The 13569-nt window shown below is 61.9% G+C and carries 9 protein-coding genes; all 9 read right to left on the bottom strand.

Annotated elements, in window-relative coordinates; genetic code table 11:
- Nucleotides 1-161: 161 nt before the first annotated feature.
- The 9 genes from ACEWQ0_RS03145 to pepQ all read right to left on the bottom strand — a co-directional run bounded on the left by ACEWQ0_RS03145 (nucleotide 162) and on the right by pepQ (nucleotide 13528).
- Nucleotides 162-3242: a type I restriction endonuclease subunit R gene (locus tag ACEWQ0_RS03145; protein WP_476484451.1), complete on the bottom strand. Its 3081-nt coding sequence runs from the start codon at nucleotides 3240-3242 to the stop codon at nucleotides 162-164.
- 14 nt (nucleotides 3243-3256) lie between these two features.
- The gene (locus ACEWQ0_RS03140; RefSeq protein WP_476484450.1) at nucleotides 3257-4576 is read right to left on the bottom strand and encodes a restriction endonuclease subunit S; all 1320 of its coding nucleotides are present in this window, start codon (nucleotides 4574-4576) and stop codon (nucleotides 3257-3259) included.
- Nucleotides 4573-5580: a virulence RhuM family protein gene (locus tag ACEWQ0_RS03135; RefSeq protein WP_476484449.1), complete on the bottom strand. Its 1008-nt coding sequence runs from the start codon at nucleotides 5578-5580 to the stop codon at nucleotides 4573-4575. The genes ACEWQ0_RS03140 and ACEWQ0_RS03135 overlap by 4 nt, the downstream gene beginning before the upstream one ends.
- Nucleotides 5577-7748, bottom strand: coding sequence for a type I restriction-modification system subunit M (locus ACEWQ0_RS03130; RefSeq protein ID WP_476484448.1), 2172 nt, complete (start codon nucleotides 7746-7748; stop codon nucleotides 5577-5579). The genes ACEWQ0_RS03135 and ACEWQ0_RS03130 overlap by 4 nt, the downstream gene beginning before the upstream one ends.
- Before the next feature lie 301 nt (nucleotides 7749-8049).
- Entirely contained in the window at nucleotides 8050-8913 is an 864-nt protein-coding gene (locus ACEWQ0_RS03125) for a glycine betaine ABC transporter substrate-binding protein (RefSeq protein WP_476484447.1), read from the bottom strand.
- 89 nt (nucleotides 8914-9002) lie between these two features.
- The gene (locus ACEWQ0_RS03120) at nucleotides 9003-9848 is read right to left on the bottom strand and encodes an ABC transporter permease (protein WP_476484446.1); all 846 of its coding nucleotides are present in this window, start codon (nucleotides 9846-9848) and stop codon (nucleotides 9003-9005) included.
- Complete coding sequence (proV, locus tag ACEWQ0_RS03115; RefSeq protein ID WP_476482171.1) at nucleotides 9841-11100, bottom strand: glycine betaine/L-proline ABC transporter ATP-binding protein ProV; 1260 nt, start codon at nucleotides 11098-11100, stop codon at nucleotides 9841-9843. The genes ACEWQ0_RS03120 and proV overlap by 8 nt, the downstream gene beginning before the upstream one ends.
- Nucleotides 11101-11177: 77 nt before the next feature.
- Complete coding sequence (locus ACEWQ0_RS03110; protein WP_476482170.1) at nucleotides 11178-11861, bottom strand: class I SAM-dependent methyltransferase; 684 nt, start codon at nucleotides 11859-11861, stop codon at nucleotides 11178-11180.
- A 338-nt stretch (nucleotides 11862-12199) separates the two neighbouring features.
- On the bottom strand, nucleotides 12200-13528 hold the full coding sequence (pepQ, locus tag ACEWQ0_RS03105; protein ID WP_476484445.1) for a Xaa-Pro dipeptidase: 1329 nt from the start codon (nucleotides 13526-13528) through the stop codon (nucleotides 12200-12202).
- Nucleotides 13529-13569: the final 41 nt, after the last annotated feature.

The raw sequence follows: 13569 nt of genomic DNA, 5'->3' as shown, positions 1-13569 counted from the left end.
AACATTGCGACTGCTGCCGACAAGAAAAAGCCCCGCCGGAGCGGGGCTTTTTCAACTGACTGTCAATTGCCTGCAGCAATTCAGTCCATCTTGCCGGTGACCCAGTAGTCGATCAGGTCTTCGTTGTTCTCGATGAGCTGACCGACGGCTTCTTCGGTGCGTCAATAACCTGCGCTTCCCGGGCTGGATTGCGCCCTGGCGGCCCCGCCCTCCGGCTGAAGGCGCTCGTAGACCTCGTGGAGCAGATGCTGTTTGGCCACACGACGAAAATCGTCGTCGTTCATCAGCCGCCCGAAGATCTCCTCGTTGCCGTCCATGCGCTCGATGAACAGGCCCTCGAGCATCTTCTCGAACACGTAGGCGAAGTTGTCGACGCTGTTGGCTTTCGCGGCCTCCTGAAGGGTTTCGTTCTCAACAGCGGATTCGGCGATCTGGTCGAAGAACAGCTGGTCGGCCGGCGTGAATTCGGTGCCGAAACGCTCGTTTAGCTTGCCGATCAGGGTCGACAGCTCCACCTCCTCGTCTTCCCCGCGCCCGGTCCCCACTTCGGTGGGGCCGTAGAGTTCCCGCGCCTCGCCTACGCCAAGATCGATCGCCCCTTCGCTGATCTTCTGCAGCCGATAGTACTTCAACGCCACCTCGTCCTCGAGTTCGAACACCGTGTCGTCGCTGCGGCGCGGCAGTTTGGAAAGCAGGAACCGGGCGTAGCCATAGAGCTTTTCCAGGCTGCTGTCCTGGTAGGGGATGATCTGGGCGAGAAAACCGTAGAGGTTGCGGAAACTGGCCAACTGGCCCTTGAAGCCTTCCTGCTCATCGTCGTCGAGTGCCTTGTAGCGTTCCACTGCCCGGTCGATGATGGCGTTGATCTTGCGGTGATCGGCCGGGGTGGGCTCGTGGCGATTGCGGTACCAGATCTCGGAGAAGGCGTTGACTTCGTCGGCAAAGAACACCTGCGCCTCTTCCAGGCGGTGCTGCAGGGTGTAGAGCTGCTGCGGGTCGCTGGGCTCGCCGACGGGCGTGACCTCGTAGTAGGACTTGAAAGCCTGAAAGATCTCGTCGCGCTCGTTGACAAAATCCAGCACGAAGGTGTCTTCCTTGCCGGGCGCGGTGCGATTCAGACGCGACAGGGTCTGCACGGCCTGAACGCCGGCCAGGCGCCTGTCGACGTACATGGTATGCAGCAGCGGCTGATCGAAGCCGGTCTGGTACTTTTCGGCCACCAACAACACCTGGTAATGCTCGGAATCGAATCTGTCCGGCAGCTCCGACTCCTTGATGCCCTCGTTCATGCCGACCTCGGTGTAGCTCTGATCGGGAAAGTCCGGATCGGTCACGCTGCCGGAAAACGCCACCAGCGAACGAATGCCGGTGATGCCGTTGTCCTCGATGTACTTGTCGAAGGCCTGCTTGTAGCGCACCGCGTGCAGGCGCGAACCGGTCACCACCATGGCCTTGGCCCGCCCGCCGAGCTTGTGGCGGGTGTGGTGACGGAAGTGCTCGACGATCACCTCCACCTTCTGCGCGATGTTGTGCGGATGCAGGGAAATGAACCGGGCCAGCGCCTTGGCCGCCTTGCGGCGCGGCACCTGGGGGTCGTCCTCGATCGACTTGATCAGGCCGCTGTAGGCCTTGTAGGTGGTGTAGTTGGCCAGCACATCCATGATGAAGCCCTCCTCGATGGCCTGGCGCATCGAGTAGAGATGAAACGGCGGCTCGCCGTCCGGGCCAGGCTCGTTGAATACGGCCAGCGTCTTGTACTTGGGCGTGGCGGTGAACGCAAAAAAGCTGATGTTCTCCTGGCGCGGGCGCTTGAGCATGTCCTCGAACAGGGCCTTGCGCGCTTGCTCGGACAGATCCTCTTCCTCCACGTCGAGAAACTCGCCGGCAATGGCCGATTCAATTCCGCTGCGGTTGAGCACTTTGCGAAGCTCCATGGCGGTCTCGCCCGACTGCGAGCTGTGCGCCTCGTCGACGATCACGGCAAATCGTCGGCCGCCGGTCTCGAGCGAGACCTCTTCGCCCTTGTTCGCCAGCGTTTCCATCGCCTGGTTGATGAAGGGAAACTTCTGGATGGTGGAGATGACGATCGGCACACCCGACGACAGCGCCTGCGCCAGCTGCTGGGTGTTCTCGTCGATTTTCTCGACCACGCCCTGTTTGTGGTCGAACTGGTAGATGGTGTCCTGAAGCTGCTGATCGAGCACGCGCCGGTCGGTAATCACCACCACGCTGTCGAACACCTTCTCGTCGGCGGCATCGTGCAGGCTCGAGAGCCGGTGTGCCAGCCAGGCGATGGAATTCGACTTGCCCGAACCGGCCGAGTGCTGCACCAGGTAATTGTGGCCGGCCCCCTTTTCCCGGGCGCTGGCCACCAGCTTGCGCACTACATCGAGCTGGTGGTAGCGCGGGAAGATCAGCGTTTCCTTCTTGTGACGCTTCACTCCGCGCCTGGTCGTGATCTTCTTCTCGCTGACCTCCAGGTGCAGAAAACGGGCCAGAATGTCCATCAGGCTGTCGCAAGACAGCACCTGTTCCCAGAGGTAGGCCGTTCGATAGTTGTTCTCGCCCGCCGGCGGATTGCCGGCGCCGAAGTCATGGCCGCGGTTGAAGGGCAGAAAGCGCGTCTTCCCGCCGGACAGCCGGGTGGTCATGAACACCTGGTCGGGGTCGACGGCAAAATGCACCAGCGCGCGCTGTTTGAAGCGGAAGATCGGTTCTTCCGGATCACGGTCGCGACGGTACTGGCGCATGGCGTCCTCGGCGCTCTGCCCGGTCATCGGATTCTTCAGCTCCAGCGTGACCACCGGCAGGCCGTTGACCGACAGCACCATGTCCAGCGACTTGCGCGGATGCTGCTCGCTGAAATGAACCTGACGCATCACCCGCAAGCGATTCTGCGCGTAGGCCTCGGCGGCTTCCGGATTCATGCCGGTATTGGGCGCGAAATAGGCCAGCCGAAAGGTCTTGCCGAAGCATTTGAAGCCGTGGCGCAGCACGTGCAGTGCATGCTTGGCGGCCAGTTCCTTGACCAGGGAGCCCAGCAGCACCGCGCCGGCCTGCTCGCCCTGCAGCTTGACCAGCGACTGCCAGCGCTTCGGCTGACTGGCCTGGACGAATGCCAGCACCTCTTCGGGAAACAGCCCCCGACCCGCATCGAAACCCGCGGCATCGCCCTTCTCGAAGCCGCCCGGCCCGATCAGCGATTGTTCCATGGCCTGTTCGAAGTAGGTTTCCTGGTGCATGGCAATCCCTTGGTTCAGGCCACCTGGGCCTGGCCGGTGACGGCGTTGGTGATCAGGGCGGAGCGGTATTCCTCCAGCTTTTCGATTGCCTCATTGATTCGTGTTTCCAATTCCGTAAGCCTGCCTCTTTCAGTCAGAAAGTAATCGACGATCTTCAACTGCTCGCTTAGCGGTGGAACTGGCCCTACGAGTCGCCTGATGTCATCCATCCCTATCGTTCTAACGGTTGACCCGAACTCCAAGCTGTGCAGATACTCTCTCATGGCTTCGAATACAAATAATAGGTACTCCTTATCAACCCTTTCGCTCGGTATCCACGCGATAAGGTGTTGCGACACAGCCATTTCCTCTTCTGTAATTGCAGCGAGCCCAACTGAAGCATCGCGCGTAAAGATCACCGTACCCGCCGGTAGCAGTCGAGCTGATGAGCCTTCCAAACCGGCCCTATTTATATGGGTATGCGTCTGGCCAATGTAATCGTTATCGGCTAGGGCCTTCGTGTCTCTCAAAGATACCCAAGGGATATCGCAATTAACCCAGAACTCAGGCTTCGATTTGCTTGGGGTATGGCCACTTTCGAGCTGAGCAATATTCTTTAAGCGGGCAACATCCCAATGCGCCGGAATCTCCCCCAGCCACTCGATGCCGCTGTCCTTCATGGGAACATCGGGATCCAGCCCTTTGGTTACGGCCCGAGTGATCAGGGCGGTGCGCTTTTCGGCCAGCAGGTCCAGCAGGCGACGCTTCTTCTCGATCAGCGTATCGATCTCGGCGGTTTTTCGGTCGAGGAAATCGGCGACCTTCCTCTGGGCCGGTAACGACGGCAAGGGGATGCGGAAGTCCTTGATGAACTGTTCGGGAACGCGCTTCTGGCCGCCGGCACCGTACATGGCGCCTTCGCCCAGCTCACGGAACAGCTCGGATGCCGTCAGATAGTACAAAAAACGTCGATCGAGCTGCTCTCCAGGGCGCACGACATGCAACTCGGTCGTGCCGAACGCGACCCCGCTCGTGAGCCCCTCAGCAATCGCTCCCTTTCCGTTCTCGAAGCAAGGGGTGATCTTGGCGATTACAACATCTCCATCACGAAATGGTGTATAGCCATCTCCAACTTCTTCCAACAATTTGGCCTGGTCGAGCAGAATGCCTCCGTGCTCGCCAACTGCAGCCATCGGCACGAATGAAACTTCGGTTGCCGGTGGTAGCGCCACCTTGTCAGTCGGATTCACACGAGACAAGAAGCGCAACCGACAGTCCTTCCAGCCCTCGGGACGGGAGGTTGTATGCCACAATCCCATCGCACCAAGCCGAAGCGTCGCAGGCTCTTTGGTCACTGCGCTTCCCCTTTCCCTTTCACCTTCTGTTCCAACGCCTCCAACTCCCGCAAATCCTCCGCATCGGCCTCCAGCACCTCATCGTACCGCCGTTGGGCGTCGAACTGCTCATAACGCTCCTGCGCGATCCGCCGGGCCTGTTCGGCGCTGACCGAGCCGGCGCTTTCGAGCACATCGCGCTCGTTGAATTCCAGCAGCTTGTCGACATTGTTGCGCCAGTAGTCCAGGGTCAGGTCCTGGCGCTGCTTTGCGCGCAGTTCGGCCTGCTCGAGGAAGATCACTACCAGGCGGTTGAGGGTGTCGACTTCGTCGGCGTCGAGGTAGTTCTTGGCAATGGTCACATCCTGCTTGCGAACGCGAGCGCCCTTCCAGCTTGTCAGCGCCATATTGGGCGCGTCGGCGTCGGCGCGCTCGACCACGATCTCGGCGGCGGTGTGGCCGGTCACCGCGTAGAGCAGCTTGTTCTGCACCTCGGCAAAGAAAATCTGGGTGTCCCGGTCGTCCGGCCGATAGTCGCTGGAGAGCTGAAACAGGTCGCGTACCTTCTGGTAGAAGCGCTTCTCCGAGGCGCGGATATCGCGGATGCGCGCCAGCAGCTCGTCGAAGTAGTCCCAGCCGCCGGGTTCCTTGAGGCGCTCGTCGTCCATGACGAAGCCCTTGACCAGGTATTCCTCCAGATGCGCAGTGGCCCACTGGCGGAACTGGGTGCCGCGCGGGGAGCGCACCCGATAGCCCACGGCCAGAATCATCGGCAGGCTGTACCATTTGACCCGGTAATTCTTGCCGTCGGCGGCAGTTGTCAAGTTTTCCTTGACAACTGTATTCTCAGATAACTCCCCTTCTCTCAGTATGTTGCGTACGTGTAAGCTGACATTCTGCTTCGTCGTATCGAACAGCTCGGCCATTTCCGCCTGGGTCAGCCAGACGCTGTCGCCCTGAACCCGGAGCTGGACCTCGGCCTGCCCGTCGTCGCTGCGGTAGAGGATGAGTTCGCCCTGGCTCACGCCGTCACCCGCTTGAGCAGTTCGAGGATTTCGCCCTCCAGGCCCTGGATATCGCGCTCGATCTCATCGAGCGGCCGCGGCGGTTTGTACACGTAGAAATGCCGGTTGATGGGGATCTCGTAGCCCACTTTCGTCTTGCCGTGGTCGATCCAGGCGTCGTCGACGAAGGGCAGCACTTCACGCGCCAGATAGTCCTCGCAGTGATCGCGCACCAGCCCGAGCAGTCGGGCGTTGTCGGCGTTCTTCTCGTAGCCAATGGGCAGCGGTAGCGGAATGTCGGCCGGCAGTGGCACGATCTCGCTGTCGCGCAGTTCCGTGTCCGGTTCGGGGTTGCCCTTGGCATCGCGGCAGATCGCAGCCTCGGGATCGCGCTCGGACAGCGCGCCGAGGATGGCTTTTTTGATCGGCGCCGGCAGTTTCTCGCCAACGGTCTTGAAGGCTGCCTTGAGCTTGGGCTCGAATTCGGCCCGGTCATCGTAGCGGCGCTGGTCCAGGCCCTGCAGGATCTCGATGATGCGGTGCTGGGCTTCCTCGCCGGCCTCGACCTCGGCATCGTGCCTGGCCTTGTCCTTGCGCTTCTTGCTTTTGGTCAGGTTGGCGAAGGCGGTTTCCTGCCAGAGCCGCTCGATGCGCTCCGGGCTGGCCTGGAAGTTGAGTCGCAGCGGGCGCTCCACCGTGATCTTCAGGTAGCCGAACTCGCGATTGTCGAAGACTTTCGAGCAGACCCGCTCCTCGAGTTCGTCGTGGGGCCCCACCTGACAGGTGGCGCCTTCGGCGAAGTCACCGTAAAGGCGGGTCAGTTCCTCGATGTGCTCGGGGCCCAGCTCGTTGCGCTTGTTGCCCAGGCTCTTCTTCATCTTGCGGTAGTGGCGCGTGCCGTCGATGAGCTGCACCTTGCCCTTGCGATGGTCGGCCTTGCGGTTGGTCACCAGCCAGATGTAGGTATAGATGCCGGTGTTGTAGAAGAGCTGATCGGGCAGCGCGATGATGGCGTCGAGCCAGTCGTTTTCGATGATCCAGCGGCGGATATTGCTCTCGCTGGGCCCGGGCTCGCCGTTGAACAGCGGCGAGCCGTTGAAGACAATGGCGATCTTCGAGCCCTCGCCGCCCTGCGCCAGCGGCGGGTTCATCTTGCTCAGCATATGCAGCAGAAACAGCGTGGCGCCGTCGTTGATCCGCGGCAGGCCCGGCCCGAAGCGGCCGTTGAAGCCCAGCTCCTTGTGCTCTTTCTTGACGGTATCTTCCTGCGGCTTCCATTCCACGCCGAAGGGCGGATTGGCCAGCATGTAGTGAAAGGTCCGGTCAGGGTGGCCGTCTTCGGTCTCGCCGTCGCCCAGCGTGTCGCCGAAAGCGATATTCTCGATCGGCTCGTCCTTGATCAGCAGGTCCGAGCGGCAGACCGCCCAGGACTCTTCGTTGTATTCCTGCCCGAAAAGATGCAGATGGGCCTGCGGGTTCTGCTCGGTGATGTATTCCTCGGAAACCGAAAGCATGCCGCCCGTACCGGCTGTCGGGTCGTAAATGGTGCGGGCGATACCGGGGGTATAGACGTCTTCGTCTTCGGTATAGAGCAGGTGGGCCATCAGGCGGATGACCTCGCGCGGGGTGAAGTGGTCCCCGGCCTCCTCGTTGGCCTGCTCGTTGAACTTGCGAACCAGCTCCTCGAACACGTAGCCCATGTCGTGGTTGCTGACACGATCAGGGTGCAGATCGATTTTGGGATCGGCAAAGGCCTTGACGATCAGGTACAGGCGGTTGGCCTTGTCCAGCTTTGCGATCTCGGCCTCGAAGCCGAAGGCGTCGAAGATCTCGCGGGCAGATTCGGAGAAGCCGTTGATATAGCTGGTCAGGTTGCCGGCGATATTCTCCGGGTCGGCCAGCAACTTCTTGAAGGTATAAGGGCTGATGTTGTACAGCGGGTGCTTGCGGCCGGAGATCGCCTTGCTGGCCAGGGCCCGATGGAGTGCATTGCCCTCGTGGCCTCGCGCCTTGAGCTTCTCGTACTCCTTCAACACTTGCTTCTTGGTCGGCTCCAGCACGCAATCAAGGCGCCGCAGCACGGTCATCGGCAACATCACCTTGCGATACTGCGGCGGCCGATACGGCCCACGCAGCTTGTTGGCGATATCGAATACGAAATTGATCAGGTTGGTGGTGTTCGCGGTCATTCAGTCACAATTTTGCTTGATTGTTTTCGAGGATTACGGTTCACAGAACTGCGACGAAGACATGCGTATCACTCGCTTGCGGCTTCCGCCATCTTCAGGTCAGGCAGTGCCACGCCCGAAGGAAAATCGACCTGGCACGCGGCTGGTGTAAGCAAATCCGGGTTCTTGCCGAGCCCCCATTGTTCGGGGATATACTGCCGAAATCCTGCTCAGCGCGCAAACATGGCGCGATGCGGGCCCGCACGAAAAAGCCCCGCCGAAGCGGGGCTTTTTCAACTGACTGTCAATTGCCTGCAGCAATTCAGTCCATCTTGCCGGTGACCCAGTAGTCGATCAGCTCGGGGTTTTCGTCGATGAACTTGCTGACCGCCTCCTCGTAGGAGGTGTCCTGGGCGTTGTACATGGCCGCCTGCAGCTCGTCGATGTCGAGGTGCATGCGCGACAGGAACAGCGCGGCTTCCGGGTTGTCCTGATAGAAGCCCTTGCGCGCCATGGCGTGAATGCGCTCGTAGCTGCCGAGCGTGCCCTTGGGGTCTTCGAGGTAGCGCAGGTCGTAGGCGCCAAACATCCAGTGCGGGCTCCAGGCGGTGACCACGATCCACTCGTCGCGCTTGACCGCGCGGTCGAGCGCCGCGGTCATGCCGGCGCCGCTCGAGATCTGCAGGTCATAGTCGAGTCCGTAGTCCTCGATGGCCTTCTTCGACAGCCGGGTGATGCCGGCGCCGGGATCGATGCCGGTAATCGTGCCCTTGAGCTTCTTGCGCACGTCGGCGTTGTTGAGATCCTCGATCGAAGAGACTTCGCTTTCGGGAATGTAAGTGGGCACGGCCCAGCCCAGACGGGCGTAGCCGTAGAGAATGCCCAGGCTGACGAGGTCGGAGCCGACGCTGTCCATGTAGTCGGAGTGGGTGTCGGGCAGCCACGACATCATCATCACGTCGATGTCGCCCGAGGCCACGCCCTGATACTGCGGCGCGATGTCGGTCTGGACCAGCTCGACGTTCTGATCGAGGCGCTCTTCGAGTATCTGGTCAGCCAGCTTGGTGACGAACTCGGCGTCCGACCAGGCGGTCCAGCCGATGCGGATATCCTGGGCCTGAACGGGTGCGGCAAGCACCACACTCAGCCCCAGGGCGATCAATAATCCAGCGAACTTGTGTCGCATGATGTTTTCTCCTCTTCGTTTGATGCGAGAAAATATCGTGCCGCGCATGATGCGCGGTACACGACGCGCTACCTGACAGAACTGAGGGGTCAGCCGCGCTGTCCGGGCGCGAAGCTCTGGGTGATGCGGTCCAGCAGAATGGCCAGGATGACCACCCCCAGACCGCCCTCGAACCCGAGCCCGACATTGAGTCGCTGAATCCCCGTCAGGACCGTATTGCCCAGACCACCGGCGCCGATCATGGAGGCGATGACCACCATCGACAGCGCCAGCATGATGGTCTGGTTCACGCCGGCCATGATCGATGGCATGGCCAGCGGAAACTGAACCTTGGTTAATAGTTGGCGGCGAGTGCAGCCGAATGCAAGTCCGGCCTCGATCTGCTCTTCGTTGACCTGGCGAATGCCGAGGTTGGTCAGGCGCACCGCCGGCGGCATGGCAAACACCACCGTGGCGATGGCGCCGGGCACCTTGCCCAGGCCGAAGAAGATGGCCGCCGGAATCAGATAGACAAACGGCGGCATGGTCTGCATGAAGTCCAGCACCGGTCGGCAGATGGACTCGACCAGGTCATTGCGCGCCATGGCGATGCCGACCGGGATGCCAATCAACAGGGCAACGGTGCTTGCCGCCAGCACCAGCGCCAGGGTCTGAACGGTCTGCTGCCACAGGTCGATGCCCAGGATGACGCCCAGGGCGACAAAGGCAAAAATGCCGAACTTCCAGCCCACGCGCCACCAGCTCAACCCGATGAGGATCAGGCTCAGCAGCCAGGCCGGCAGGAACATCAGCGCCGTCTCGAACGAGTCGGTCAGAAAGCCGATGACCAGCGCGAAACTATCGAGCAGGCCGGTCAGGTTTTCCTGAATCCACAGCACGATGGCCTCGACCCAGTCGTCGATGGGAATTCGAAACTTGTCGAGCCACTCATCCATTATCGGTCTCCCCCTGTGCGGTGTCGGTGTCGGCGTCGGTTCCATTCACGTCGTTGTCGCTCGTGCGATCGAGGGTGCGCAACAGGCGGCTGCGCGATACAGTACCCAGGTAGCGCCCGTCTTCGGCAACGATCGGAATGGGGGCGCTGGTCTCGGCGCAGCGCGCGATCAACTCCTCGAGCAGGCCGTCGTGCGCCACCGGTTCGAGCGTTTCGAAGGCGTCGCGGAAGGTCGATTCGCCGGGCTGATTGAGGGTATGGGCCAGCGAATCAGCCGATACCAGACCTTCGTAGCGCCCGCCGGAGCCAACCACTACTGCGTAGTTGCGGTCGTATCGCCTCAGGCTCTCGAGCGCAGCGCGCACGCCCATGCCTGGCCGCTCGACCACGGTGACCTGCTGCTTGTCCATGATGTCGCTGGCGGTAAAGACCTGGGCGATGTCGACGCCGTAGAAGAACGACCTGACGTAGTCGTTGGCCGGCTTCGTGACGATTTCTTCGGGCGTGCCGACCTGTACCACCTGGCCGTTCTGCATGATCGCGATGCGATCACCGATGCGCATGGCCTCGTCAAGGTCGTGCGAAATGAAGACCACCGTTCGCGCATGCTGGTGCTGCAGCTCGAGCAGTTCGTCCTGCATTTCGGTGCGAATCAGCGGATCGAGCGCCGAGAAGGCTTCGTCCATGAGCATGATCGAGGGGTCGGTCGCCAGCGCGCGCGCCAGACCCACGCGCTGCTGCATGCCGCCGGACAATTCGTCGGGATAGCTGTTGGCGTTGGCCTTGAGCCCGACCTGATCGAGCGCCTCGCGGGCGCGCTCGCGGCGCTTGTCGCGACTCTCGCCGGCGACTTCCAGGCCGAATGCGGCGTTGTCGAGCACGGTACGGTGCGGCATCAGCGCAAATGACTGGAACACCATGGCCAGATCGCGGCGACGCAGGGCAATGAGCTCCTTGTGGCTCATCGAGGTCACGTCGCGCCCGTTGATGCGAACGCTGCCGCTGGTCGGCTCGATCAGGCGGTTGAGCAAGCGCACCAGCGTGGACTTGCCCGAACCGGACAAGCCCATGACCACAAAGGTTTCCCCCTTGTTGATGGTCAGATCGGCGTTGTGAACGCCGACGGTCTGACCGGTTTTTTCGAAGATCTCGTCCTTGGCAAAACCCTGTTCGATCAGCGGCATGGCCGCGGACGGGTTCGCTCCAAAAATCTTGTAGAGCCCCGATACTTCGATCACTGGAGCATCAGTCATGCGCAACCTACAAGGTGTGAAGGCAGTGCTACACCTTAAGCGTCGGCCCGAAAAGTTTCAAACCGGTGGCGCTGTTCTCAGCCCGCTTCGGGGTCGATGACCTGCTTGCGCACCAGGGTCAGCCCGTCGCCGACGGGCACGATCGACACGTCAACCTCTTCGCGGTCGCGCAGGTAGTCGTTGAAAGCACGGATGGCCTGTGTATCGTCGTCGCTGTCGGCTTCGTCGATCACCCGGCCAGACCACAAGGTGTTGTCGATCATGATCAGGCCGCCGGGGCGCACCAGCTCGTGACAGCGCTCGAAGTAGTCGATGTAGCCGGCCTTGTCGGCGTCGATGAAGGCCAGGTCGAAGGTGTCTTCGCAGCCGGAGACCAGAAGCTCTTCGAGTGTTTTCAGCGCCGGGCGCAGTTCGAGCATGATGCGATCGGCCAGGCCCGCTTCCTGCCAGTAGCGCCGCGCAATGTCGGTCCATTCACGACTGACGTCACAGGCGATGGTGCGCCCGTCTTCGGGCATGGCCAGGGTGACAGCCAGCGCGCTGTAACCGGTAAACGTACCGACCTCGATGTAGCGTTTCGCGCCGATCAGCCTGGCCAGCAGTGCCATGAACTGGCCCTGCTCTGGCGCAATCTGCATGCTGCGCTGCGGCAGCTCGGCGGTTTCTTCACGCAGCCGCGCCAGCAGCGGATGTTCCTGCATGGAGTGGCCAAGGATATAGTTCTGGAGCTCGTCGCTGAGACCGATAGACTGGTTGGACATGAAAAACCGCCGTAGGCATTACGCTTGTTCAAGTGGCCGTGACCCGGAGTCACGCAGAAGATGCACCCCGCCTGGTCAACCGCCTCGCGTTTCATCACAGCGGTTGTCCCGGGTATGCGATCAGTATCGTTTTCGACGTGGTGACGACGGCCGCCGCATTCAAGTAGACCTCCCCACCAGCGAGCCCCGGAGCCATCAAGGACAGCCCAGGGAGCCGCTGAGGGCGTGGCCAGCGCGTGGCTGACGGTGGCCGCCGGAGCACGGGAACCGGAGTGCATAGCAAATGCATGCCGATCTCGAGCACCGCCGGACGCCGCCCGCCACGTGTGCAGTAGCGGTCAGCGGCTCCTTTCAGCGAACGCCTGGCGGGTGAAGTTCACCGGCTCGCTCTCGCTGACCAGCACGTTGTCTTCTATGCGGATGCCGCCAAAAGGCGTCAGCCGCTCGATGGCCTGCCAGTCGACCTTTGCGGCGTGATCGCCGGCGCGCAGCTTTTCCAGAAAGGTCGGTATGAAGTAAAGCCCCGGCTCGATGGTCACGACGTTGCCCGGTTCGAGCTTGCGCGTCAGCCGCAGCGCCGGGTAGCGCGCCGGCGGCGGCAGTGCATTGCCGTGCTCGTCCACAAGGCCGCCCACGTCGTGGACCTGGGCGCCGATATGGTGGCCCAGGCCGTGCGGCAGAAAATGTGCACTCACACCGGTTTCAACCTGCTCTTCGGGCGGCATTCTGACGAGGCCGGCCTGCTCAAGCACGGCGGCAACCGCCAGGTGCGCGTCGCGGTGCAGGTCGACAAAATCAACGCCGGCGCGCACGCCGTCGGCCAGACTGCGCTGCGCGGCATCCATGGCTTCGACCAGATTGCCGAACTCACGGTGCTCTTCCAGCGTCCAGGTGCGCGTGATATCGGCGGCGTAGCCGCGCCAGTCGGCACCGGCATCAAGCAGGAAACTGCGCATCGAGCGCGGCACCTCGGGCGAGCGGAACTGGTAGTGAAGCACCGCGGCGTGTTCGTTGAGGGCCACGATACTGCCGTAGGGCAGCGTGTCCTGATCGGCGCCCATGGCGGCGAGATAGGCCAGGTGAATCTCGAGTTCGCTTCGGCCTTCGCGGAACGCTTTCGCTGCCGCCAGATGGCCGGCAATGGCCAGGCGGTTGGCGCGCTCGATGCAGTCGCGCTCGAAAGCCGTCTTGCGCGTGCGGATCTCGTCCAGGCGCCACATCAGCTCGGGCGGGTTGAGATCGGCGCCGTCAAGCAAGGACCCCAGCGCACGCTCGTCGCCAATGACGGCCAGCGCGCGCTGTTGGTGAAACCGTTCGTGCCACTCTTCGGGCGAGCGCACCACCTCGACGTCCACGCTGTCGGTCAACCAGTCGGCCGGCGGCTCGGGCGGCATGTGCCAGAAATCATCGGGCTGGCAGTGCCACAATCGGGGCTTGTTGCCCGGACGCAGCTCCAGCAGGCCGTCGGCCGCGAACGGCATCGGCACCAGCGCCACGAAAGGCCCGTGGGCGCGAAACGGCGGCGGGCTGTCGTCGAACAAGCGGTTCTCCGGCCGCCCGGAGTGAATCAGCAGTCCGTCGTAGCCGAGCTCGGCAAGAACGGCGTCTATTTCCGCGCGCCGATGTTCGATATGACGGGCATAAAGCAGCGCTTCCGGGTTGGGCATGGGGAGACAGTCCTCGATCAGTTAGAATTCAGAGCTTGTCA

This window comes from Wenzhouxiangella sp. YN9 (genome assembly GCF_056324165.1).
The sequence above is the reverse complement of the archived record's forward strand: the minus strand, read 5'-3'. Positions and strand labels throughout refer to the sequence as shown.